The 23,215-nt window shown below is 73.9% G+C and carries 24 protein-coding genes, 1 pseudogene and 1 riboswitch; of the genes and pseudogenes, 12 read left to right on the top strand and 13 right to left on the bottom strand.

Going from position 1 to position 23,215, the window contains the following annotated elements; translation table 11 throughout:
• Window positions 1-100 precede the first annotated feature (100 nt).
• Window positions 101-1,183 (top strand): acyltransferase family protein, encoded by a 1,083-nt coding sequence (locus ACN268_RS14830; protein ID WP_421483713.1) that lies wholly within the window; start codon window positions 101-103, stop codon window positions 1,181-1,183.
• A gap of 16 nt (window positions 1,184-1,199) precedes the next feature.
• Here ACN268_RS14830 and ACN268_RS14825 read toward each other — a convergent pair whose 3' ends face one another.
• Window positions 1,200-1,976 (bottom strand): DUF4097 family beta strand repeat-containing protein, encoded by a 777-nt coding sequence (locus ACN268_RS14825; RefSeq protein WP_421483712.1) that lies wholly within the window; start codon window positions 1,974-1,976, stop codon window positions 1,200-1,202.
• A 102-nt stretch (window positions 1,977-2,078) separates the two neighbouring features.
• Between ACN268_RS14825 and recO the strand changes: the two genes are divergently transcribed.
• The 3 genes from recO to ACN268_RS14810 all read left to right on the top strand — a co-directional run bounded on the left by recO (window position 2,079) and on the right by ACN268_RS14810 (window position 4,085).
• Window positions 2,079-3,020, top strand: coding sequence for a DNA repair protein RecO (gene recO / locus ACN268_RS14820; protein WP_421483711.1), 942 nt, complete (start codon window positions 2,079-2,081; stop codon window positions 3,018-3,020).
• A gap of 32 nt (window positions 3,021-3,052) precedes the next feature.
• Complete coding sequence (locus ACN268_RS14815) at window positions 3,053-3,829, top strand: isoprenyl transferase (protein WP_421486895.1); 777 nt, start codon at window positions 3,053-3,055, stop codon at window positions 3,827-3,829.
• A gap of 70 nt (window positions 3,830-3,899) precedes the next feature.
• Window positions 3,900-4,085 (top strand): hypothetical protein, encoded by a 186-nt coding sequence (locus ACN268_RS14810; protein WP_357024099.1) that lies wholly within the window; start codon window positions 3,900-3,902, stop codon window positions 4,083-4,085.
• 243 nt (window positions 4,086-4,328) lie between these two features.
• On the opposite strand, the gene gndA is transcribed toward ACN268_RS14810, so the two are convergent.
• Window positions 4,329-5,774, bottom strand: coding sequence for an NADP-dependent phosphogluconate dehydrogenase (gene gndA / locus ACN268_RS14805; protein ID WP_204926303.1), 1,446 nt, complete (start codon window positions 5,772-5,774; stop codon window positions 4,329-4,331).
• A gap of 449 nt (window positions 5,775-6,223) precedes the next feature.
• Between gndA and ACN268_RS14800 the strand changes: the two genes are divergently transcribed.
• Window positions 6,224-6,475 carry a hypothetical protein gene (locus tag ACN268_RS14800; RefSeq protein ID WP_204926304.1) on the top strand — a complete coding sequence of 84 codons (252 nt, stop codon included), beginning with the start codon at window positions 6,224-6,226 and terminating at the stop codon, window positions 6,473-6,475.
• A gap of 169 nt (window positions 6,476-6,644) precedes the next feature.
• Here the strand turns inward: ACN268_RS14800 and ACN268_RS14795 are convergent, their stop codons facing one another.
• The 3 genes from ACN268_RS14795 to ACN268_RS14785 form a co-directional block, all read right to left on the bottom strand.
• A complete protein-coding gene (locus ACN268_RS14795) occupies window positions 6,645-7,445 on the bottom strand; it encodes an energy-coupling factor transporter transmembrane component T family protein (RefSeq protein WP_421483710.1) in 801 nt (266 codons plus the stop codon).
• A gap of 169 nt (window positions 7,446-7,614) precedes the next feature.
• Window positions 7,615-9,042 (bottom strand): ABC transporter ATP-binding protein, encoded by a 1,428-nt coding sequence (locus ACN268_RS14790; RefSeq protein ID WP_421483709.1) that lies wholly within the window; start codon window positions 9,040-9,042, stop codon window positions 7,615-7,617.
• Window positions 9,043-9,075: 33 nt separating this feature from the next.
• Window positions 9,076-9,666: an ECF transporter S component gene (locus tag ACN268_RS14785; RefSeq protein ID WP_421483708.1), complete on the bottom strand. Its 591-nt coding sequence runs from the start codon at window positions 9,664-9,666 to the stop codon at window positions 9,076-9,078.
• Window positions 9,667-9,741: 75 nt separating this feature from the next.
• Window positions 9,742-9,847: riboswitch (TPP riboswitch) on the bottom strand.
• A 111-nt stretch (window positions 9,848-9,958) separates the two neighbouring features.
• Between ACN268_RS14785 and ACN268_RS14780 the strand changes: the two genes are divergently transcribed.
• Together ACN268_RS14780 and ACN268_RS14775 are read left to right on the top strand one after the other, a co-directional pair.
• Window positions 9,959-10,789 carry an alpha/beta fold hydrolase gene (locus ACN268_RS14780; protein ID WP_421483707.1) on the top strand — a complete coding sequence of 277 codons (831 nt, stop codon included), beginning with the start codon at window positions 9,959-9,961 and terminating at the stop codon, window positions 10,787-10,789.
• Between the two features lie 126 nt (window positions 10,790-10,915).
• Entirely contained in the window at window positions 10,916-11,419 is a 504-nt protein-coding gene (locus tag ACN268_RS14775) for a DUF6328 family protein (protein ID WP_421483706.1), read from the top strand.
• Between the two features lie 98 nt (window positions 11,420-11,517).
• On the opposite strand, the gene ACN268_RS14770 is transcribed toward ACN268_RS14775, so the two are convergent.
• Entirely contained in the window at window positions 11,518-11,685 is a 168-nt protein-coding gene (locus ACN268_RS14770) for a hypothetical protein (protein ID WP_204926308.1), read from the bottom strand.
• A gap of 250 nt (window positions 11,686-11,935) precedes the next feature.
• Between ACN268_RS14770 and ACN268_RS14765 the strand changes: the two genes are divergently transcribed.
• The gene (locus ACN268_RS14765) at window positions 11,936-13,198 is read left to right on the top strand and encodes a cellulose binding domain-containing protein (RefSeq protein WP_421483705.1); all 1,263 of its coding nucleotides are present in this window, start codon (window positions 11,936-11,938) and stop codon (window positions 13,196-13,198) included.
• Window positions 13,199-13,243: 45 nt separating this feature from the next.
• On the opposite strand, the gene ACN268_RS14760 is transcribed toward ACN268_RS14765, so the two are convergent.
• The 7 genes and pseudogenes from ACN268_RS14760 to ACN268_RS14730 form a co-directional block, all read right to left on the bottom strand.
• On the bottom strand, window positions 13,244-14,725 hold the full coding sequence (locus ACN268_RS14760) for a cellulose binding domain-containing protein (protein WP_421483704.1): 1,482 nt from the start codon (window positions 14,723-14,725) through the stop codon (window positions 13,244-13,246).
• 114 nt (window positions 14,726-14,839) lie between these two features.
• Window positions 14,840-15,445 carry a hypothetical protein gene (locus ACN268_RS14755; protein WP_421483703.1) on the bottom strand — a complete coding sequence of 202 codons (606 nt, stop codon included), beginning with the start codon at window positions 15,443-15,445 and terminating at the stop codon, window positions 14,840-14,842.
• 79 nt (window positions 15,446-15,524) lie between these two features.
• Window positions 15,525-15,815, bottom strand: a pseudogene (locus ACN268_RS14750) (ArsR/SmtB family transcription factor); the annotation flags it as partial.
• A 43-nt stretch (window positions 15,816-15,858) separates the two neighbouring features.
• Window positions 15,859-16,725 carry a metal ABC transporter permease gene (locus tag ACN268_RS14745; protein WP_421483702.1) on the bottom strand — a complete coding sequence of 289 codons (867 nt, stop codon included), beginning with the start codon at window positions 16,723-16,725 and terminating at the stop codon, window positions 15,859-15,861.
• A gap of 3 nt (window positions 16,726-16,728) precedes the next feature.
• Window positions 16,729-17,490, bottom strand: a complete 762-nt coding sequence (locus tag ACN268_RS14740) for a metal ABC transporter ATP-binding protein (RefSeq protein ID WP_421483701.1) — start codon at window positions 17,488-17,490, stop codon at window positions 16,729-16,731.
• The gene (locus ACN268_RS14735; RefSeq protein WP_421483700.1) at window positions 17,487-18,428 is read right to left on the bottom strand and encodes a metal ABC transporter substrate-binding protein; all 942 of its coding nucleotides are present in this window, start codon (window positions 18,426-18,428) and stop codon (window positions 17,487-17,489) included. Before ACN268_RS14735 ends, ACN268_RS14740 begins: the two co-directional genes overlap by 4 nt.
• Before the next feature lie 54 nt (window positions 18,429-18,482).
• Window positions 18,483-18,740 carry a DUF6703 family protein gene (locus ACN268_RS14730; protein ID WP_421483699.1) on the bottom strand — a complete coding sequence of 86 codons (258 nt, stop codon included), beginning with the start codon at window positions 18,738-18,740 and terminating at the stop codon, window positions 18,483-18,485.
• A 27-nt stretch (window positions 18,741-18,767) separates the two neighbouring features.
• On the opposite strand from ACN268_RS14730, the gene ACN268_RS14725 reads away from it, so the two are divergent.
• The 4 genes from ACN268_RS14725 to ACN268_RS14710 all read left to right on the top strand — a co-directional run bounded on the left by ACN268_RS14725 (window position 18,768) and on the right by ACN268_RS14710 (window position 23,193).
• Window positions 18,768-19,109, top strand: a complete 342-nt coding sequence (locus ACN268_RS14725) for an antibiotic biosynthesis monooxygenase family protein (RefSeq protein ID WP_421483698.1) — start codon at window positions 18,768-18,770, stop codon at window positions 19,107-19,109.
• 234 nt (window positions 19,110-19,343) lie between these two features.
• The gene (locus ACN268_RS14720; protein ID WP_421486894.1) at window positions 19,344-19,817 is read left to right on the top strand and encodes a hypothetical protein; all 474 of its coding nucleotides are present in this window, start codon (window positions 19,344-19,346) and stop codon (window positions 19,815-19,817) included.
• Between the two features lie 116 nt (window positions 19,818-19,933).
• Window positions 19,934-21,313 (top strand): glycine--tRNA ligase, encoded by a 1,380-nt coding sequence (locus ACN268_RS14715; RefSeq protein WP_421483697.1) that lies wholly within the window; start codon window positions 19,934-19,936, stop codon window positions 21,311-21,313.
• 152 nt (window positions 21,314-21,465) lie between these two features.
• The gene (locus ACN268_RS14710; RefSeq protein ID WP_421483696.1) at window positions 21,466-23,193 is read left to right on the top strand and encodes a hypothetical protein; all 1,728 of its coding nucleotides are present in this window, start codon (window positions 21,466-21,468) and stop codon (window positions 23,191-23,193) included.
• Window positions 23,194-23,215 lie beyond the last annotated feature (22 nt).

Raw genomic sequence — 23,215 nt, 5'->3', positions numbered from 1 at the left:
TATGGGAAGTTTCACGTCAGGCACCGATTAGCAGCTGTTTCACAGGTCGGGTGCGCAGGGTAGGGGACGTTCATCCCGCCCCCCACATAGATGCAGCCTGATGCGTAACCGATATCTGGATCTGCTCCGGTTCCTGGCCATCGTCCGGGTCGTGGTCTACCACGTCACCGGGCTGGCCTCACTGACGCTGGTCTTCCCGGCCATGTCGGTCATGTTCGCCCTGGCCGGGTCGCTGATGGCGGCGTCGCTGGACCGCTCCGGCGTGCCCGCCGTCGGGCGTCGGCTGCGCCGGCTGCTGCCCTCGCTGTGGGTGGTGGCGGCGGTCTTCGTCCCGGCGATGCTGCTGACCGGGCTGGTGTTCACCCCCCGGGTGGTGCTGTGGCTGTTTCCCATCACCGACCCGCCGGCCAACTACTGGGGTGGGCTCGCGCTCAGCCCGATCTGGTACCTGCGGGACTACCTGTGGTTCGTGCTCGCCTCCCCGGTGGCACTGTGGTTGTTCCGCCGGGCCCCGCTGCCCACCCTGGCCGCCCCCTACCTGCTGTTGATCGCGATCGAGGCGGGCCTGCTGACCACCACCTCGGCGGTGCCGCACCACTTCGGCCTGTACTTCGGTGCCTGGCTGCTCGGCTTCGCCCACCACGACGGGTTGCTGCGCCGGCTGGCCGGCCGGGTGCTGGTGCCGGCGGCGCTGCTGCTGGCCGGGGCCGGCGCCGGCTGGATCCTCACCCACCCCGGGCCACGCGGCTACGACCTCAACGACATCCCGCTGGGCAACGCCCTGTGGTCGGCGGCGTTCATCCTGGTCGTCATCGGCCGGGCCCCGACCGCTGCCGCCTGGGTGGACCGTAACCGGATCGTCGGCCGGCTGGTGACGATCGCGAACCGACGCGCGTTGACCATCTACCTGTGGCACATGCCCTTCGTGGTGGCGCTCACCCCGCTGGTCGGGCTGGTCGGCTGGTCCCCCCGCGACCCGTGGGGGCTGGCGATCCGGGTGGTGCTGGTCTTCCTCCTGGTCGGTGTGGTGACCCTGCTGGTCGGCTGGGTCGAGGACGTGGCGGCCCGCCGCCGTCCCGAGCTGGTCCCCGGCCGGCGGCCGCCCCGACAGGTGCCGGCGACGCCCGTCGTCCCGGCACCCCGGGCGGCCGGGGCCGACGCCGCCGGGGCCAGGGCCCGGTGAGGTACGCCGGGACGCCTCAGCGTTGTACGACCGTCACGTTCCCGCTGCCGGTCTCGAGGTCGAGCACCAGCGACGCCGCCGGATCGTTGGTGACCCCGATCTCGGCCTCCCCCGAGCCGACGTTCGACTTCACCCGGTAGCGGCCCGCCGGCACCGTCAGCTCGACGTCCCCGCTGCCGGCGTGGGCCCGTGCCGAGGCCGCGGCGCTCAGCAGGAGCGTGATGTTGCCGGAGTCGGTCTCGGCGAAGACGTCGCCACCGAGCCGGGTGCCGGTGACGTCGCCGGAGGACGCCCGCAGGTCGACCGGGCCGGTGACGTTGAGCACCTCGATGTTGCCCGAGCCGGTCTCGGCCCGCACCGGGCCGCTGGCGTCGGCGATCCGCAGGTTGCCCGAGCCCAGGGAGAAGTCGACCGACCCGATCCTGGCCAGCTCGACGTCACCGGAGCCGGTCTCGCCCTGCACCCGCACCCCGGGCGGGGCGGTCACCTCGTACGACACCGAGCAGCGGGGGCCGCAGCCGGTGTCCAGCACCAGTTCGTCGCCGGTGACCTGGTACGTGGTGTCGGGCTGGTCACCCTGGTAGCGGAGCACCCGCTTGACGCGTACCCCGGTGGCGGGGCCGGTGGCCCGCACCACGACGTCCCCGGAACCGGGCCGGACGGTGATCCGGGCGATCGTCGCCGCCTCGGTGGTGTCGAAGTCCAGCCGCCGGAACGCCAGTGTGTCGCACCCGGTGACGAGGATGAGGGCGGCGGTCGCGCCCAGGGCGACCACGCTGCGGGGAAGTGCCATGACCAGCAACCTACGACCGCCGCACCCCGGCGCACATCCGGGGCGCAGCGCCCACCCACCCCGATCCGACCCTGATTTCCCACCCCGAGAGAGAATGACCCGATGGCCGGGTACCGCCGACAGCTCTACCGCGACGACGCGGTGGTGCTGCGTGTGCAGAAGCTGGGCGAGTCCGACCGGATTATCACGCTGCTGACCCGCCGGCACGGCCGGCTACGCGCGGTGGCCCGGGGGGTACGCCGTACCACCAGCAAGTTCGGTGCCCGGCTGGAACCGTTCGGGCACGTCGACCTCCAGCTCGCCGGTGACCCGAAGGGCAACACCGGCAGTTCGCTGCACAGCGTCAGCCAGGTCGAGGGCATCGACCTGTACGGCAGGCGCTTCCTCGGGGACTACCCCCGGTACACGGCGGCGAGCGCGATCGCGGAGACGGCCGAACGCCTCACCCCCGTGGAGCGGGAACCGTCGCTGCGGCTGTTCCAGCTCACCCTCGGCGCGCTCAAGGCGCTGTCCCTGGGGGAGCACGCCACCACGCTGGTGCTCGACGCCTACCTGCTGCGCGGGATGAGCCTCGCCGGGTGGGCGCCGGCACTGACCGCCTGTGCGGTCTGCGGCACCCCGGGACGGCACCGGGCGTTCTCCGTACCGGCGGGCGGCGCGGTCTGCCCGGACTGCCGGCCGCCCGGCGCGGCCCACCCCGCGCCGGCCACCATCGACCTGATGTCCGCCCTCACCAGCGGCGACTGGCAGGTCGCCGACGCCACCGCCACCGGGGTACGCCGGGAGTGCAGCGGCCTGGTCGCGGCGCACCTGCAGTGGCACCTGGAGCGCGCGCTACGCTCGCTGCCGCTGGTCGACCGGGGTGGCCCGCCGACCGGTGCGCCGGACACCGGCCCGGTGGCCGGTGTAGCGGTGGGCGGTGCAGCGGTGGGCGGTGCAGCGGTGGGCGGTGGTCCGACCGATGACGACGGCGGTGCGCCGGGTGGCCGGGTGCTGCCGCCCCGGGTCGGTGTGGAGGGTGTGGACAGGGAGATGACCGAGTGATCCGATCGTTGAGGTCCGGCCGGCGGGAGCCGGTGCCGCCGACCCCGCACCCGTCGGGGGCACGTCCACCGGCGTTGCCCGCCGAGGCGCTGCCGAAGCACGTCGCGGTGGTGATGGACGGCAACGGCCGCTGGGCCAAGGAGCGCGGCCTGCCCCGCACCAAGGGCCACGAGCAGGGCGAGTTCAGCCTCTTCGACACCGTGGAAGGGGCGATCGAGCTGGGCGTGCCCTACCTGTCGGCGTACGCCTTCTCCACCGAGAACTGGCGGCGTTCGCCGGACGAGGTCCGGTTCCTGATGGGCTTCAACCGGGACGTCATCCGCCGCCGCCGCGACCAGCTCGTCGACCTGGGCGTCCGGGTGGTCTGGTCGGGGCGGGCGGGCCGGCTGTGGAAGAGCGTCATCGCCGAGTTGCAGACCGCCGAGGAGATGTCCCGGGGCAACTCGACGCTGACCCTGCAGTTCTGCGTCAACTACGGCGGCCAGGCCGAGATCGCCGACGCCGCCGCCGCGATCGCCCGGGAGGTGGCCGCCGGTCGGCTCGACCCGGACAGGATCACCGAGAAGACCGTGGCGAAGTACCTCTACCACCCGGAGGTCCCCGAGGTCGACCTCTTCCTGCGCCCCTCCGGCGAGGAACGGATCTCCAACTTCATGCTCTGGCAGTCGGCGTACGCGGAGCTGGTGTTCCTGGACACCCTCTGGCCGGACTTCGACCGCCGCCACCTGTGGTACGCGTGCGAGCTGTACGCCCAGCGGGACCGCCGGTTCGGCGGCGCGCTGCCCAACCCGGTCGCCCCGCCGCGCTGACCGGCCACGGTTGGTGATCTCCCCGTCGGGGTATCCCCTGGTGAGCAGCCAATCGCGGAGGTGAGCACTCATGATTCAGAAGCGGATCGCACAGTGGGCGGTCATGGCGGTCGCCGTGCCGCTGGCCGCGGCGGGCGCCCGCCGGCTGAGCCACACCCTGGAGGCCCGTCGCGGCCCCAGCGGGGTGAGCCGGATGCTGAGCCGGGGCGCCGACGTGCTGCGCCCGCAGAAGGCCCGCCGTCGCCGGTTCTGGTGACGGTCGGCCGGTCGCGCGCCCGCCGCTGAGCCCCGGCGACGGGCCCGGCGGAAACGCCGAACCCGCCGCTCACCGGTCGGCCCGGAGCATCGTGGACCCGTGCCGGCCCCGGTCGTGAGAAGCGCCCCGCCGTTCCGGTCTGCACCGGAACGGCGGGGCGCTCGTCATGCCTTTACGGCCCCGGGCGGACCGGCCGCCCGGGTGCGGTGCGGTGTGGACACCGCACCGGCATCGACAGGCCGGTCAGCCGGCCACTTCGGAGCGGTCGGCGGTAGCCCACAGGGTGTGGAACGCGCCCTCCCGGTCGATCCGGTGGTAGGTGTGCGCGCCGAAGTTGTCCCGCAGGCCCTGGATCAGGGCCGCCGGCAGCCGCTCCGCGCGCAGCGCGTCGAAGTAGGCGAGCGACGAGGAGAAGGCCGGGGTGGGCACGCCGGCCCGTGCCGAGTCCGCCACCACCCGACGCCAGCTCGGCACGCCGTCGCTCACCGCGTCGGCGAAGTACGGCGCGACCAGCAGCGTCGGCAGCTCCGGCTGCGAGTCGTACGCCTCCCGGATGCGGTCCAGGAAGCGCGCCCGGATGATGCAGCCGCCCCGCCAGATGGTGGCGGTGCCGCCCAGGTCGATGTCCCAGTGGTACTCGCGGCTGCCGGCCCGGATCTGGTCGAAGCCCTGCGCGTACGCGACGATCTTGCTGGCCAGCAGTGCCCGGCGGACGTCCTCGACGAACGCGTCCCGGTCCTCGACCTGCCACTTCTCGCCCGCGTCGCCGAAGGTGCGGCGGGCCGCCTCGCGCTGGCCGGCGTGCCCGGACAGCGACCGGGCGAAGGTCGCCTCGGCGATGCCGGTGATCGGGATGCCCAGGTCGAGGGCGATCTGCACCGTCCAGCGGCCGGTGCCCTTCTGCTCGGCCTGGTCGAGCACCACGTCGACGAACGCCTTGCCGGTGGCGGCGTCGGTGTGCGCCAGCACGTCGGCGGTGATCTCGATGAGGAACGACTCCAGCTCGCCGGTGTTCCACTCCCGGAAGATCTCCGCGATCTCCGCCGGGGTCGCCCCCAGCCCGGCCCGCAGCAGGTCGTACGCCTCGGCGATGAGCTGCATGTCGGCGTACTCGATGCCGTTGTGGACCATCTTGACGAAGTGGCCGGCACCGTCGGGGCCGACGTGCTGGCAGCAGGGGACACCGTCCACCTGCGCGGCGATCTTCTCGAACATCGGCCCGAGCTTCTGGTAGGACTCCGCCGAGCCGCCGGGCATGATGCTCGGCCCGAGCAGCGCGCCCTCCTCGCCACCGGAGACGCCGGTGCCGACGAAGTGCAGCCCGTGCTCGCGCAGCGTCTCCTCCCGGCGGCGGGTGTCGGCGAAGTGGGCGTTGCCGGCGTCGACGACGATGTCGCCCTCCTCCAGCAGCGGCACCAGTTCGTCGATGACGGCGTCGGTGGGGGCGCCCGCCTTGACCATGACGATCACCGCGCGGGGCCGCTCCAGCGAACCGACGAAGTCGGCCAGGGACTCCGACGGCACGAAGGTGCCCTCGTCGCCGTGCTCGGCGACCAGGCTGCGGGTGCGCTCCGGGGAGCGGTTGTGCACCGCCACGGTGAACCCGTTCCGGGCCAGGTTGCGGGCCAGGTTGCGACCCATCACCGCCAGCCCGGTCACGCCGATCTGCGCCGTCGCCTGTTGCGTCATCTCGTACCCGCCACCTCTCACGTCACCTGTGTGCTGCGACCGTATCGCGCGCCCGCGAGGGCCGGCAGGCCGCCGTCCACCCAGTGTCACAGGGTGGTCGCGGCCGTCCGACGGGGGCCGCCGTAGTCGGGCGCGACAGGGACTGCCGCGACGGTTTCGGCCGCGATGGGGCCCGGCCGCGACGGGTTCGGCCGCGATGGGGTCGGAAAAACCGGGTGCGCCGGGTGTGGGGGTGGGTTAGCGTGACGGCATGCGCATCTGACGCCTTCTCTCCAGAGCCGACCCGCCGCCGTGGCCGCGGGTCCGCGTGCTCGGGCGTCCGCGTATCCCACTCCTCCCCGCAGCGGGATGACCCGTGGCCGGCCGTCCGGAGCCGATCCCGTCCGTCGACCGCCCGCCCGCCGTCCGCGCGGCAGGGCGGCCCTCCGCACCTCGTCAGGAGGCAGCGTATGCCCGCCAAGCGCAGTCCGAAGAAGTCCCGTCGTCCCGTACCGTCCCCGGTGGAGGTGGACCCGACGGCGCTCGCGGCACTCACCGTGACGCCCGCGCACCCGGTTCCCCTCGCCGTCGCGTCGTCCCACCCGGACGCCGCCGCCCGGCCGACGCCGCCCCCACCGCCGTCGCGGTCGGGCCGGTCGGTCCGGGCCGGCTCCACCACCGCCCAGGGCCAGAACCGGCGGTACGCCTTCCGCCGCAGCTGATCCGCCTCGGCCGGGGTCCCGCCTCGGCCGGGGTCCCGTTACGCCAGATTGCCGAAACAGCGGTATCCGAGCCCTCGGATACCGCTGTTTCGGCTCAATTGCACCGGCGGCCTGCCGCTCCGGCGGGCCGGGTGGGCGGTCGGGTGGGGCGGGAATCCGGGTGGGTGGGTCAGCCGATCAGGGGGCGGAAGGTGCCGAGGGCGACGCTGACCGCGAGGGCGCTGCCGGCCAGGGCGGCCGCTCCGGCGACGAGCAGCCAGTCGGCCGGGCGGAACACCTGGCGGCGGGCCACCGTACGCGGGGTGCCGGCGTCGAAGCCCCGGGCGTCCATCGCCACCGCCAGCCGGCTGCCGCGCCGGATAGCCCCCACCAGCAGGGCGAACGCCGTGGCGGCGAAGAGCCGCAGCCGGGCCAGCGGGTTACGGCCGGCGTCCACCCCCCGGGCCCGGCGCGCCATGGTCAACATCTGCCACTCCTGACCGAGCAGCGGCACCAGCCGGAACGCGGCCAGCGCGCCGATGGCGAAGCGGGCCGGGGCCTTCGCGTTCTGCACCAGCGCGTCGGCCAGGTCGGTCGGGTCGGTGGTGGCGAAGACGATCACCCCGGGCAGGGCGACCGCGAGCATCCGCAACACCAGTCCCAACGCGGTGACCAGCACCCCCGAGGTGACCAGCAGCGGTCCGGCCTCCCAGAGCACCCGGCCGGAACGGTCGGCGGCGAACAGCACCAGGGTGACCAGGATGCCGACGGCACCGGTCAGCAGCGGCCACGCCCGCCGGGCCAGCACCCGGTAGCGGATGCCGAACAGCGGCAGCAGCGCCAGTTCCATGGCGATCGCCACTGCGGGCGCGACCGGGTCGAGGCTGGCCACCAGCAGGAACGAGAAGACCAGCCCGGCCGCGAGCTTCGCCACCGGGTTGCGCCGGGCCAGTGGCGCACCGGGCGTCGCGACGGGTTCCAGCCCGATCATGCCCGCCTCCGCCGCCCGGCGTGCGGCACCGGCCCACCCACGGTCGCTCCGCGTGGGATGGCCGCAGTGGGATGGCCCACCGTCGTCCCGAGCGGGATTCGGCCGACCCCGTCGGGTGCGGCCGGGTGGCCCACGGCCGCCGCCGGCGCGGTGCGGGGGAGCGGGGCGGTCACGGCTGCTCCCGGGCGGGGCGCAGGGTGACCGTCCGGTCGGCGAGCGCGGCGACGAAGTCCCCGTCGTGGGTGACGGTGACCACGCCGTGTCCGGCGTCGCGCAGGTCGGCGAAGAGGTCGACCAGCTCACCCCAGGTGCGGCGGTCCTGGCCGAAGGTGGGTTCGTCGCAGATCAGCAGCCGGGGCGCGGTGGCCAGGGCGGTCGCCACGCTGAGCCGCCGGGCCTCCCCACCCGAGAGGGTGTACGGGTTGGCCCCGGCGAGCCGGGTCAGCCGCAGCCGCTCCAGCAGCTCGTCCACGGTGGCCCGGACGGCCGGTTCGGGGCGACCCGTCCGGCGCGGGCCGAGGGCCAGTTCGTCGTGGACGGTACGGGTGACGAACTGGTGCTCCGGGTCCTGGAAGACCGAACCGATCCGGCCGGCCAGGGCGGGGGCCCGCCACCGGTGCGGGGGCGTACGGGTGTCCCCGTCGGCCAGGGCGGCGGTGGCGGTCAGCCGGCCGGCCCCGGGGCGGAGCAGGCCGCCGAGCAGCAGCGCGAGGGTGGACTTGCCGGCCCCGTTCGGGCCGAGGACGGCGAGCGCCTCGCCGGCGCGTACGGCCAGGTCGGTGGGGGCCAGTCGGGGCGGCAGGCCGAGCCGGTCGGCGGTGAGCAACTCCGCGTCGGGCGGCCCGGCGGCCCGCCGGGTCACCGTGGGGTGGCCGGGCACCCACACCCCTTCGGCGGCGAGCGTGGCCCCGTGCGCGGCGAATACCGCCTCCGGGGTCCCGTCGGCCCGGACCCCACCACCGGGGGTGAGCACCACCACCCGGTCGACCAGGGGGAGGGCGTCGGCGACCCGGTGTTCGACCAGGACCAGGGTGGTGTCGGGGTCCAACGCGCCGGCCACCGCCGTGCGGACCAGGTCCGCGCCGGCCGGGTCGAGGTTGGCGGTGGGCTCGTCGAGCAGCAGCAGCCCCGGCCGCAGCGCCAGCACGCCGGCCAGGGCGAGCCGCTGCTGCTCGCCGCCGGACAGCGCCGCGGTGGGCCGGTCCCGGTGGTACGGGAAACCGACCCGACGCAGCGCCTCGTCCACCCGGGGCCAGATCTCGTCGCCGGGTACCCCCCGGTTCTCCAGGCCGAACGCGACGTCGTCGCCGCAGCGGGCCATCACGAGCTGGGACTGCGGGTCCTGGAAGACGGTGCCGACCCGCTCACGGGCCTTGGTCGGGTCGAGGCCGTCGATCTCGACGGTGCCCTCCTGCTCGCCGGAGTCCGCCGGCAGCAGCCCGGCCAGTGCGGCGAGCAGGGTGCTCTTGCCGGCCCCGGACGGCCCCAGCAGCAGCACCCGTTCCCCGTGGTCGATGCGCAGGTCGACCCCGCGTACCGCCCAGGCCCGCCGCCCGGCGTGCCGCCAGCCGAAGCCGACCAGCCTCACCCCGGCCACGCCACCGACCCCTCCCCGCTCGCCACCGCGGGGTCAGACGAGCTTGCGGTCGCGGGCGGCGGGGAACCGGTCGAGCACCCCGGTCTCGGCGAGCGCCCGGGTCAGGTACCAGCCGCCGACCCCGGCGACGACGGCGGCGCTGAGCACGGTCAGTGCCGCGTACGGCAGGCGGTAGCTGACCAGGGCGTACTCGGCGTTCCAGACGAAGAAGTCGAACAGGGCGGCGCTCAGCCCGGTCATCGCCCCGGCGAGCACCGCCACCGGCAGCCGGTACGTCCGGTAGCGGAACGCGGCGAAGGCCAGTTCCGCGCCGAGGCCCTGGATCAGGCCCTGGACGATGGTGACGCCACCCCACTCCGCACCGAGCAGCGCGGAGACGGTGGCGGCGACCGCCTCGCAGAACAGGGCCGCCCCCGGCTTGCGGATCACCAGGCCGCCGAGCACGGCCGGGACGAGCCACACCCCGTACATCACGGCCTGGCTGGCCGGTGCGGCGGCGAATACCGGGTCGACGGCCTTCCAGACCAGGCCCCAGGCCCAGAAGATGACCCCGAAGGCCACGGCGATCACGGCGGCGACCACGATGTCGATCGTGCGCCACCGGTTGGTGGTGGTGTGCTGCATGTCGGTGCTCCCAGTCCAGCGATCGAACCAGGAGAAGACGCACGCCGCGCCCGGCGGCAGCCGGACGGCGGCGCGGCTGGAGGTCGACCGAACTCCCTGCGCTGGCATTACCCAGATCAGGTTCGAGGGTCTGCGGGCGGTGCCCGCACTCTCAGCGCTGTGCGCTCCCCTGTCGGATGTGAAGTTGTCTCGGCAGACGCTAGCACCGACCTGCGGCAACGGCCCAGCAGGTCATGGTTCCCGGCATTCGACGCCCGGGCGGGGGTCCGGGTCGCTGGGTAGGCTGACGATCATGCGGGTGGCGGCGCGGGGACTGACGTTCGACGTACGGGCCGGTGGCCCGGAGGGCGGCAACGTGGTGCTGCTGCTGCACGGCTTCCCCCAGCACGGTGGGGAGTGGGACGCGGTGGTGCCCGCCCTGCACGCCGCCGGGCTGCGCACGTACGCACCCGACCAGCGGGGTTACTCGCCCGGTGCCCGCCCGACGGAGGTGGCCGACTACCGGCTGCCGGAGCTGGTCGCCGACGCGGTGGCGGTGCTGGACGCGCTGGACGTCGAGGCCGCGCACGTGGTGGGGCACGACTGGGGCGCGGTCGTCGCCTGGGCGTTGGCCGCAGGGCACCCGGAGCGGGTGCGTACCCTCACCGCGGTCTCGGTGCCGCATCCGGCCGCCTTCGGGTACGCGCTGGCCACCGACCGCCGGCAGCGGGCGCGCTCGGCGTACATGGCGTTGTTCCGCCGGGCGGGCCTGGCGGAGAAGGTGCTGCTGGCCGGGCGGGGGGTGGTGCTGCGCCGGCTGCTGTCCGGCGTCGGCGACCCGGCCCGGGTGGCCGGGTACGCCGGGCCGCTGCGGACCCCCGGCGCGTTGACCGGGGCCCTGAACTGGTACCGGGCGATGTCGGGGCGGGACATGAAGGCGGTCGGTCCGGTGGGCGTGCCGACCAGCTACGTGTGGAGTGACCGGGACGTGGCGATCGGGCGGGCCGCCGCGCAGGCGTGCGTCCGGCACGTGTCGGGGGAGTACCGGTTCGTGGTGCTTCCCGGGGTGACCCACTGGATTCCCGACGAGGCGCCGGGCCCGTTGGCCGAGGCGATCCTGGCCCGGGTGCGCGGGTCGGCCTGACGCTGTCGGCGGAGCGGCCCGATCGGGGTTCGTGAATCGGTTTCGGGCGGTTGCGGATCGGGCACAGGCGTTGCTGCCGACGGGGGGTGCCCCCGTCGGTCGTACCGTCTGAACCGGAGGTAACGCGTGTCGAAGGAATCCGAGAAGCAGCGATGGCAACGCAACTTCGCCGATCTGCTCCAGGAACTGCGGGTCGCCCAGACCGGCGTGCAGATCCTCTTCGCCTTCCTGCTGACCCTGCCGTTCAGTAACGGGTTCACCCGGACCAGCGAGTTCCAGCGGGACGTCTACATCCTGGCCCTGCTGTCCGCCGCCGCGGCCACCGCGATGATCATCTCGCCGGTCGCCTTCCACCGGGCGCTGTTCCGCCAGGGCCGCAAGCCGGAACTGGTCCGCTTCGCCCACCGGATGGCCTCCGGTGGGTTGGCCTTCATGCTGGTCGCGATGGTGAGCGCGGTCCTGCTGATCGCCGACTTCGTGCTCGACACCGGCATCGCCGTGGTGCTCACCGTGATCACCGGCCTGTGGTTCCTGACCTTCTGGGTGATCCTGCCGTTCGCCCGGCGCAACTGGGGCGAGGACGACATCGACGACGACGATGACGACCCGGTGGTGCTGAGCGGCGACTGATCCCGTTCGTCGGGTGGTGCGACGAGTGCGGTGGGCCGGGGGTCCACCCGGGCCGACGGCGGCCGGGGTGGACCCCCGGCCCCGCTGCCGCCGGCGGGTCAGCGGGCGATGGCCCAGGCCAGCACGGCCGCCAGGATGAGCCCGTTGAGCAGCGCCAGTACCAGGTACGCCTGCGGCGGGATCTTGCGGCCGCGCCGGACGAAGCTGACCAGCACGGCGGCGTACGCCAGCAGCAGCACGGCGATCACGATCAGGAAGTAGAGCACCGCACCACCCTAGACGAGCCGGTCGTGGTGCCCGACGACCGAGCACGGCCGGCTACGGCCGGGTGCGGCTGGGCGCGGCCCCACCCGGTGTGCCGGTCCGGCCGGGCGGAGGTGGGAGAGCAGTTTGATATCGAGTAACATCGATTTTTGCCTCCTCTCGTCCCGGGTGCGGCCATCGTCGCGGGGCTCGGGCGGCCGTCCAGATGGGGGCGGGCGACGCCGGCCCGGCACCGGCGACTAGGAGCAGATCATGAGAGCAGCGCGGCGACGGATCGCCGGACTCGGCGCGATCACACTGGCGGTCCTCGCGGGCGGCGTGGCGGTCGCGGCGGGCAACGCCACCGCGGCGGCCACCGGCTGCCGGGTCGACTACAAGGTCACCAGCGAGTGGCAGGGCGGCTTCGGCGCGGACGTCACCATCACCAACCTCGGTGACCCGCTCACCGGCTGGACGCTCACCTGGGCATTCGCCAGCGGGCAGCGGGTCAGCCAGGCGTGGAACGCCACCGTCACCCAGAGTGGGACGGCGGTCAGCGCCACGGACGTCGGCTACAACGCCACCATCGGGAACGGTGCCGGCGTCAGCTTCGGCTTCAACGGCGCGTGGACCACCGCCAACCCGGTGCCCACCGCGTTCGCGCTCAACGGGGTCTCCTGCACCGGCGCGACCCCGACCGTCACCCCCTGCCCGCCGCCGTCCACCCCGCCCACCCCGACGCCCACCCCCACGCCCACCCTCACCCCGTCCCCGACCCGGACGCCGACCCCCACCCCGACGCCCACGACGCAGCCGCGGGTCACCGTGTGGCTGGCGGGGGACTCCACGGTCGCCAACCCGTCGTCCAGCGGGGCCTGCCCGGTGGGCTGGGGCAACCAGTTCGGCCAGTACCTCAACGGCAACGCCACCGTGGTCAACAGCGCGGTCGGCGGGCGCAGCATCCAGACCTGGCTGTACGACCCCAACGTCACCACCACGATGAACGCGGCCGGCGAGTGCGTGGTCAACCCGCAGACCTACTCGACCCGCTGGCAGGCGATGCTCAACGCCAACGGCGGGATGAAGGCCGGCGACTACCTGTTCATCCAGTTCGGCATCAACGACGGCAGCACCACCTGCAACCGGCACGTCGGCTCGGCCCGCTACAAGGAACTGCTCGGCGTGATGGCCCGCGCGGCCCAGCAGCGCGGCGCGTACCCGGTCTTCCTCACCCCGGCCGCCGCGATCACCTGCTCGGGTAGCACCGCCGTGGGCAACCGGGGCTTCCTCACCGAGACCTTCGACGCGGGTCGGGCCAACAACGTCCCCGTCATCGACCTGCACAAGCTGAGCTACACGCTCTACAACACGCTGAAGCTGTGCCCGAACAACGGTGACTACAACTCGGGCGCGGTGGGCGCGTTCTTCTGCGCCGACCACACCCACTTCGAGACGGCCGGGGCCCGGCAGATCGCCGGCGTGGTCGCCACCGCCCTGCGTAACCAGCAGCTCGGCCTCGCGGCCTACCTGCGCTGACGGCGTACGGTCGGGCGACCCCGGGCCGGGGCCGCCCGACCGGGGTCAGGACGGCGTGCAGGCGGTGCCGTTGAGGGTGAAGCCGGCGGGCCGGTTGTTCGCACCGGTGGCGTCGGCGAGGAAACCGAAGCTCGTCGTCGCGCCGGCCGCGATCGTGCCGTTCCAGCTGACGTTGGTCGCGCGGACGGTGCCGCCGCTCTGCGTGTAGCCCGCGTTCCAGGCCTGGCTGATCCGCTGGCCGTCGGCGAAGCTCCACTGCAGCGTCCAGCCGTCGACCGGGGCCGTGCCGGTGTTGCGGATCGTCACCTCACCCTGGAAGCCGCCCTGCCACTGCCCGGTGACCGCGTACCCGACGGCGCATCCGGTCCCGCCGGCCGGCGGCGTGGTCACCGGCGGCGCGGTGGTGGCCGGCGGCGTGGTCGTCGGGGGTGCGGTGGTGGCCGGCGGCGTGGTCGTCGGGGGTGCGGTGGTGGGGGTGGGCGTCGGCGTGGTGGACAGCTTCGCCGCGACGACCGGGGCGAGCCGGGCCGCGATCGCCCGGTGCCCGGCGTCGTTCGGGTGCACCGAGTCGCTCAGCCCGTCGGCCGGCAGCCAACCGGTGGTGTCCACGTAGAACACGTTGCGGTCGCCGCCGCCGGTGACCGTGCTGACGGCGGCGGCGGTCTCCGCGGCGTACCGGCCGCTGAAGGTGCGCAGCGCGAAGATCGCCGCGCGCGGGTACTTGCCCCGCACGGTACGGATGAACGTGGCGTACTGGTTCTGGAAGTCCGCACCGCCCACCCCGTGACTGCGGTCGTTGGTGCCCAGGTTGATCACCACGGCGTCGGCCTGGTAGCGGCTGAAGTCCCAGGCGGGGCTGCTCGCCGCGTACCCGGTGCGGAGGAACTGGCTGGCGACGCTGACGCAGCCGTCGGCGGTGGCGACCAGGCAGCCCCCGCCGTAGCCGAGCTGGGTGTGCTCGGTGCCGAGCTGCTCCCCGGTCAGCCAGCCGTACGCGGTGAGCGCGGTGCGGGACGAGGTGGTGCCGAGGGTGATGGAGTCGCCGACGAACTCGATCAGCCGGGGCCGGACCGCCGCCGGCAGGGTACGCGCGCCCGAGTCGAGGGTGAGCCCCTGGAACACCGCGTCCCCGGTGTACGAGCCGGCGACCACCCGGTACGACACCACCAGCGTGTGGTTGCCGGCGCGCAGCGGGGTCGGGGTCAGGTTGACCGTGCCGCTGACGTTGGTCAGGTAGCGGAAGTCGGCCCCGTCGATGCTGTAGTAGAGGTCGATGGTGCGGCGTTGCCGCAGCTTGACAGTGGTGCCGGTGAACCCGGTCTTCAGGTAGGCGCCGGCCCAGTTCGGCACGTACGCGCTGCTGTTGCTGCGGTCCCAGCGGCCGACGAAGGCGATGTTCGCGTCGGTGGGGGAGCCGTCACCGGTGGCGGCGCTGGCCGGGGGCAGGCCGATGAGGGTGGCGGCCAGCACCGCCACCACCCCGGCGGCTCCCGCCGCGAGGATCGACCGACTGCGGGACACGGGCATGGGGACGCTCCCTCTCCGGGCCGTCCGTGCCGACGCACGCCGACGGCCTGCAGGCGTAAGACATTCACCATCATCTAAGCCTGCGGGCCGGCGGGACACAACAGGCGACGGTGCCTACCGGCCGCCGCGCAGGCCGAGTCGGCGCAGCTCCAGGGCGGCGAGCGCGTCGACGGTGGCGTCGTCGCCCCGCCGCCACGCCTGTGCCACGTCGGGGTCGATCCGGGTCAGCCGGCGCAGCGGCTGACTGGTCAGCGCGCGCAGCGCCAGCAGGTCCCGGCCGGCCGGCCCGGCGGCGAGGGCCTTCGCCGACGCGGCCCGGCGCATCCACCGCAGCCGCAGGGGCAACCAGCCGAACAGCACCAGCCCGAGCGGGAAGACCAGCACCGCGATGGCCAACGCCCACGCGAGCTGACCGACCAGGTCCTGCTGGTCGCGGCCGGCCTCGGCCACCGCGCGGGCGGCGTCGGCGGCCTTGCTGAACGGGCCGGTCAGCTCGTCGCCGACCAGCGGCACCCGGCCCACCTTGCCGCCGGCCTCGGCCAGGTTGTCGGCGAGGCCGCCGCCGGCCCCCTCCAGCTTGCGCCCCGGTACGGCCAGCTTCTCCACCAGGTCGTACAGCCACATCGCGAAGCGGATCGCCGCGTAGACCCAGGCGACGACGAGGAGATCGGTGAGGAGCTGACGGAGGGCGACCGGAAAACGGTCAGCGTAGATCTTCACGGCCGACAGCGTGCCACGACGCGGGCCGCCCGGCACCCCCCGCGCGCCCGGTGGCCGGTGCCCCGGCGGGCGACGGCCCCTCCCCGGCGTGGCTGACCGCGTCGGCGACGATGTGCGCGACGTGCTCGTCGACCAGGGCGTAGGCGATCTCCCGGCCGCGCCGGGAACCCCGCACCACCCCCGCGCCGCGCAGCACCCGCAGGTGCTGGGAGACCAGCGGCTGCGGTGCGCCGAGCTGCTCGACCAGCTCGTGCACGCACCGCTCGCCCTGGGCCAGCTCGCTCACGATCGCCAGCCGGATCGGCGCGGACAGCGCCCGGAGCAGCTCGCCCGCGCCCTCGAAGGCGTCGTAGCCGTGGGTGCCGGTCACCCCGTAACGGTAACCAATACCAGTGACGGTACGCCGGCCGGCGTCACCGCAGCACCACCTCGTGCGGCTCCGGCACGCTGACCACGGCCGGGGTGCCCCGGCGGCGCAGCACCCGCCGGGCGGCGGCGGCCAGCGCCACCACGAGGAACGACGCGATCGCCAGCAACACCACCGAGGCGCCGGGGGCGGTGTCGGCGGTGGCCGCCACCCACACCCCCGCCCCGGCGGCGAACAGGCCGAGCGCCATGGCCGCCGTCATGGTGCTGCGGAAACCCCGGGTGACCTGCTGCGCGGTGGCCACCGGTACCACCATCAGCGCGCTGATCAGCAGGACCCCGACGGCCCGCATGGCGATGGTGACGGTGACCGCGGTGGCGACCGCCAGCAGCATGTTCAACGCCCGCACGGGCAGCCCGGCGACCCGGGCGTACTCCTCGTCGTGGCAGACCGCGAACAGCGCCGGGCGCAACGCCAGCATGAGCACCGCGATGCTCGCGCCGAGCACCGCGATGGTGGTCAGGTCGGCGGGGGAGGTGGTGGTGAGCGAACCGAACAGGTAGGCGTTGAGGTTGGCGCTGCTGGCGTCGGAGAGGCCGACCAGCATCACCCCACCGGCGATGCCGCCGTAGAACAGCAGGGCCAGCGCCAGGTCGCCGGAGGTGCGGCCCCGGGCCCGGACCAGCTCGATGGTGACCGCCCCGAGGATCGCGGCGACCACCGCCACCAGCACCGGGGACCGGTTGAGCAGCAGGCCCGCCCCGACGCCGGTGAGCGCGACGTGGCCGATGCCGTCACCGATCAGGGCCAGCCGCCGCTGCACCAGGTAGATGCCGAGGGCGGGGGCGGCCAGCCCGATCACCAGGGCGCCGACCAGCGCCCGCTGCATGAAGTCGTACTGGAAGAGGTCCATCGTTCAGCTGCTCCACAGCCCGGCGGGCTCCTCGGGACCGTGCGGGTGCACGTGGTCGTGGTCGGGCTCGGCGTGGTGGCCGGCCGGTTCGGGCACCGGGCCGTCGTGGCAGACGCCGCCCTGGTGCACCACCACCGCCCGGCTGATCAGCGGGCGCAGCGGCCCCAGCTCGTGGGCGACCAGCAGCACGGTGCCCCCGGTGCCGAGGAAGTCGTGCAGCGCCCCGGCGAACGCCTCCTGGCTGGCCGCGTCGACCCCGGCGGTCGGCTCGTCGAGCACCAGCAGCTCCGGCCCGCCGGCCAGGGCGCGGGCGATCAGGGTGCGCTGCTGCTGGCCGCCGGAGAGGGTGGCCACCGGGTCCCGGGCCCGGTCGGCGAGCCCCACCGCGCGCAGCGCCGCGTCCACCGCGGCCCGGTCGGCCCGGCCCGGCGGGCGCAGCACACCCCGGCGGGCCAGCCGTCCCGAGGCCACCACCTCACCGACGGTCGCCGGCACGCCGCTGCCGGCCCCGAGGCGCTGCGGGACGTACCCGATCCGGTGCCACTGCCGGAACCGGCGCTGCGGGACGCCGAACAGCTCGACGGTGCCGGTGCCCAGCGGGACCAGCCCGAGCACCGCCCGGATCAGGGTGGACTTGCCAGAGCCGTTGGCGCCGAGCACCGCCACCACCTCGCCGGCGGTGACGGTCAGCGAGACGTCCCGCAGCACCGGCCGGCCGTCGTAACCGGCGGTGGCGTGCGCGACCTGGATGACGGGAGCGGTCACGAGCACCCCAGGGCGGTACGGAGCGTGGTCAGGTTGGTGCGCATCACCGAAAGGTAGTCCCCACCCCCGTCAGCGGAGAGCCCTTCGATCGGGTCGAGCACCGCGGTCTTCGCGCCGACCTCGGCGGCGATCGTCTCGGCGACCTTCGGGCTGACCAGCGTCTCGAAGAAGATCGTGGTGGCGCGGTGCTCGCGGGCCTCGCGGGCGACCTCGGCCAGCCGCTGCGGGGCGGGCTCGGTGTCCGGGGTGAGCCCGGTGAGGCCGATCTGCTCCAGTTGGTAACGCTCGGCGAGGTAGCCGAAGGCGGCGTGGCTGACCACGATCTCCCGGCGCTGGCAGGTCTTCAGGCCGGCGGCGTACTCGGTGTCGAGTTTCTCCAGCTCGCCGCGCAGCGTCCGGGCCCGGGTCGTGTAGTCGGCGGCCCGGTCCGGGTCGACGCTGGCGAGCCGTTCGGCGAGCCTGTCGGCGACGGTGGCCAGCCGGGTCGGATCGAGCCAGAGGTGCGGGTCCTTGCCGCCGCTCTCCTCGGCGTGACCGTCCTCACCCTCGTGCTCGTGCCCGTCGGCTGACGCGTCGCGCAGCGGCGCGACGGTCGTCACGTCGAAGGCCCGGTCGGCGGCGTTCTGCGCGACGGCCTCGTCCACCGCCGGTTGGAAGCCCTTGAGGTAGAAGACCAGCTCGGCCTCGCTGACCTGGCCGACCTGGCGCGGGTTGAGTTCCAGGTCGTGCGGCTCGGCACCCGGCTTGGCCAGGTTGGTGACGGTGACCGCGTCCCCGCCGACCCGTTCGGCGACGAACTGGAGGGGGTAGAAGGCGGCGACCACGTCCACCCGGTCCGGGTCGGCCCCGGCCCCCTCGGTCGAGCAGGCGGTGAGCCCGCTCAGGGCGAGCAGGGCGGTGGCGGCGGTCAGGGCGCGCAAGCGGGTGCGGGTGGTCATGTCGGCAACTGTCCGTGAAAACGAGAATGATTGTCAAAAACGCATGGGTGCATGTCAGAAGAGCTTGACCAGGGCCATCGCCACCAGCAGCGTCAGCATCACCAGCCGGATCAGCCGGGTCTGCGGCGCCTGCACCGGCCAGGTGACCGTCAGCAGGTAGGCCAGCCCGGCGGCCAGCGCCAGCAGCAGCAGCCCACCCACCGGGCCGGGCGCGAAGAGGGCCACCAGCACCAGCGCCAGGGTGGCGAGGAACACCGACGTCGGGTTCGCCCGGGCCAACCGGGCCAGCAGAGGGCGCTGCGTAGGCTGCATCCCACAGACTCTACGAGGAGGAACCCGGTGCTGGTCACCAACCGGTTCGTGGTCGCCGTCGAGGCGGCGGACGACTTCACCGCCCGGGCGCACGCCGCGCTGGCCGCGCTCGCCGCCCGTCCCGGTTACCTGCGCGGTGAACTGCTGCGGGCCCTCGACGACCCCCGGCACTGGTGCCTGCTCACCGAGTGGGAGTCGGTCGGGACGTACCGGCGGGCGCTGGGCGGGTTCGACGTCAAGATCACCGCCGTGCCGCTGCTCGCCGAGTCGGTCGACGAACCCTCGGCGTACGAGACGCTGGCCGGCGCGGCCCCCGACGGCGAGGTGGTGGCGGTCGACAGCGACCGGGCCGCGCGCCCGCACCGCTGACCCGCATCCGGCCGCGTGTCCGGTAGCAGCGGGCCCGATCGGGCCGCGCGTCCGCACTGCTGAGCCGGGGGGCACTACCCTGCTCCTATGACCGCTCCCGGCCCGGCAGCCCCACCGCCGTACCCCGCGACACCCGGCCCGGACGGCGCACCGCCGCCCGCCGCCCCGGGTGGCCCGGGAACCCCCACCCCGCCGGGTGCCCCGGGCGTGCCCACCCCGCCGCCGGACCCGGGGGTGCCCCCGCCGCCCCCGGGGCCCGGGGTCGCCCCGCCGTTCGCCGCCCCGCCCACCGAGGGCAGCCGCAAGCGGCTCTGGCTGGGCCTCGGCGTCGGCGCACTGGCCCTGCTGATCTGCTGCGGCGGCGGAGGCGCGGCAGCCGTCGGGCTGGTGGTCAGCAACGTGCAGGCCATCGAGGAGCAGGGCCAGGCGGTCACCGAGGACTACTACCGCGCCCTGGTCGCCAAGGAGTACGGCAAGGCCTACGACACACTCTGCGAGGATGCACGGCGGCGGGAGTCGCGGGGCGAGTTCACCCGCCGGGTCGCCGAGGAGCCGGCGGTCGCCAGCTACCGGGTGGGCGACGTCGACCCGCAGACCCTGACCGTGCCGGTCGACGTCACCTTCAGCGGCGGCGGGCAGGACACCCAGCAGGTCACCCTCGCCGCCGACCAGCAGAGCGGCGGCATGGAGGTCTGCGGGGTCAACTGAGCCGACCCCGGTATTCTGCAGGGCCCGGGGCGCTGCTGGTCGTACCGTTGTCCCGGGCCGTCCGGTCCCACCCGTCTTCATGGCCACGCCGACCGCCAGCCGGCGTAGGAGGAAACATGCCAGCCGACCGTATCGACGCCGTCGTCAGCCTCGCCAAGCGCCGAGGCTTCGTCTTCCCCTCCAGCGAGATCTACGGAGGCACCCGCTCGGCGTGGGACTACGGTCCGCTCGGCGTGGAGCTGAAGGAGAACGTCCGCCGGCAGTGGTGGAAGGCGATGGTCCAGCAGCGCGACGACGTCGTCGGCCTCGACTCGGCGGTCATCCTCGCCCGCAAGGTCTGGGAGGCCAGCGGCCACCTCGCCGAGTTCGTCGACCCGCTCACCGAGTGCCAGTCCTGCCACAAGCGGTTCCGCGCCGACCACCTGGAGGAGGCGTACGCCGAGAAGCACGGCAAGCCGCTGACCTCGTTGCAGGAGCTGAACTGCCCCAACTGCGGCAACAAGGGCACCTTCACCGAGCCGAAGATGTTCAACGGCCTGATGAAGACCTACCTCGGCCCGGTGGAGAGCGACGAGGGCCTGCACTACCTGCGCCCGGAGACCGCCCAGGGCATCTTCGTCAACTACAACAACGTGGCGACCGCCGCCCGCAAGAAGCCGCCGTTCGGCATCGCGCAGACCGGCAAGTCGTTCCGCAACGAGATCACCCCGGGCAACTTCATCTTCCGCACCCGCGAGTTCGAGCAGATGGAGATGGAGTTCTTCGTCGAGCCCGGCTCCGACGAGCAGTGGCACGAGTACTGGTTGCAGGAGCGCTGGAACTGGTACCTCGACCTCGGACTGTCCGAGGAGAACCTGCGCTTCTACGAGCACCCCAAGGAGAAGCTCTCCCACTACTCCAAGCGCACCGTCGACATCGAGTACCGGTTCCGGTTCGGCGGCACCGAGTTCGCGGAGCTGGAGGGGGTGGCCAACCGCACCGACTTCGACCTGGCCACGCACAGCAGGCACTCCGGCGTGGACCTGTCGTACTTCGACCAGACCCGCAACGAGCGCTGGGTGCCGTACGTCATCGAGCCGGCCGCCGGCCTCACCCGCGCGGTGCTGGCGTTCCTGCTGGAGGCGTACGACGAGGACGAGGCCCCGAACACCAAGGGCGGCGTCGACAAGCGCACCGTGATGCGCTTCGACCCCCGGCTGGCCCCGGTGAAGGTGGCGGTGCTGCCGCTGTCGCGCAACGAGGCGCTCTCGCCGAAGGCCAAGGGGCTCGCCGCCCAGCTCCGCAAGCGCTGGGTGGTCGAGTTCGACGACTCGCAGGCGATCGGCCGCCGCTACCGCCGGCAGGACGAGATCGGCACCCCCTTCTGCGTCACCGTCGACTTCGACACCCTCGACGACGACGCGGTGACCGTGCGGAACCGGGACACCATGGCCCAGGAGCGGGTCGCCCTGGACCAGGTCGAGCGCTACCTGATCGAGCGCCTGCCCGGCTGCTGACCACGACCGCCGTCGTACCGGCCCCGCCCCCGACCGGGGGCGGGGCCGGTCCGTTCTCCGGCATCGGTGCGGAGCCCTGTCCGTCCGCTCCTTGAGCCGGTGGGTGGGACGTGCCAGCATTCCCCGTGCTGAATGTCGACACGGGGGTGGGAATGACGCACGAGCCGCAACCCGACCATGATCATGTTCCGGAGCGTCGCCGCCTGCTGCGCCGGGCCGCCGCGGTCGCCGCGACCACGGCCGGCGCGGGTGTCGCCGCCGCCGTCGGCCTGCCCGGCACCGCCCGCGCCGCCCCGGGCGACCACCTCACCATGGGTACGACCAACGACGCCGGGCCGGCGACCACCACGCTCAGCGTCGGCTACGCCGGGCTCACCCTGAGGAACACCGCGGGTGCGCCGCTGCGGCTGGTGCCCGGCGAGCAGGTCTACCCGCAGGTGCTGGACTCCCCGGTCGGCACCGTCGCGGTGGACCCGCTCGGCGACCTGTTCGTCCAGGCGGGTCGGCCCGGCGACGAGGTCAACAGTTGGCTGTGGACGAGCGAGTGGGCGACCACCTCGGTCCCGGTGCGGCCGACCCGGGTGCTGGACAGCCGGGACCCGGACCTGCGCCGCACCATCGTCGCGGGCGCCTCGACGCTCGACCCGACGGGACGGCTCACCCCCGGTAACCCCATCGTGCTGAGCCTGGACCACCTGGTCCGCGACGGCTACGCCCTCAAGGGCAACGTGACAGTGGTCGGCATGACCGGTCCGGGCTTCCTGACGGCCTGGGGCAGTGGCACCAGGCCGACCGTGTCGACGGTGAACTGGTCGGCCGCCGGTCAGATCCTGTCGAACTTCCTCTTCGCCGAGCTGGGCACCCTCGGCGGGTACCGCAGCGTGCTGACGGTGCAGGTCTCCGCGCCGACCCACGTGATCGTCGACCTGACCAGCCTGCTGGTCGGCCACCCGAGCCAGGTCGTCGCGGTCGGCGGTGGTGCCGCCCCGGCGAGCGCCGTCGATCCGGCCGCGCCCCCGGCGAGCGCCGCCGATCCGGCCGCGCCCCCGGTGGAGCCCGCCCCGGCGGCGGCCGCCCCCGGTGAGCCGGTCGTCCTCGGCCAGCGGAACAGCCCCGGCGTCACCACGGTGACCAGCGCCGCCCCGGACGGTGCCGCCACCCTGGCGCTGCGGAACCCGAACGGGGCGACGCTGGAGCTGACCCACAGCGACCTGCACGTGGCAAGTGATCTCGCCGTGGGCACCCTCGGAGTCGGCGTGTACGGGCTGGAGATCGGCAACGGCACTTCCGTGGGACGAATCTCGGACGCGGCGTTCAGCACGTCGAACGCGACCATGCTGGTGCCGGTCCCGCCGACCCGGCTCCTCGACACCCGCAGCGCCGCCGGCCGGGCCCGGCTGCTGGAGGGCGTCGGCCGGATCGACGCCCGGGGGCGGGTGCTGGCCGAGACACTGCTGATCGTGCACCTGCGCGACATCGTCGAGTACGGCGACGGGATGCTGGGCAACATCACCGTGGCCGACACCACCCAGGGCGGCTTCGCCACGGTGTGGGGGACCGGCAGCCTGCCCACCGCCTCCACCATCAACTGGTGGACCGCCGGCCAACTGCTCTCCAACGGGGTGATCACGCAGCTCGGCGGTTACGAGACGGTCGGCGGCGACTACTACCCGGACGTGGTCGCCATCTACCTGCGCAAGAGCGCGGCGGCGGTGATCCTGGACGCGACCGGCCTGCTGGTGCGCCACCCGGATTCCGCGGTCGTCAATGCCCCGACGTCGACCCGTACCGCCGCCGGCTCCGCCGGCCGTCGGGCCCGGGCGCGGGCGATCAGGCGGGCCGCCGAGCGCGGCGACCGGGCGGTGCGGGCCGATGCGTGACCACGGAACCGGGAAGCGGGAC

The organism is Micromonospora sp. WMMD735, assembly GCF_049178995.1.
In the GTDB taxonomy this organism is placed as follows: domain Bacteria; phylum Actinomycetota; class Actinomycetes; order Mycobacteriales; family Micromonosporaceae; genus Micromonospora; species Micromonospora wenchangensis.
Note: the sequence above shows the minus strand (reverse complement) of the source record. Positions and strands in the feature narration are given on the sequence as shown.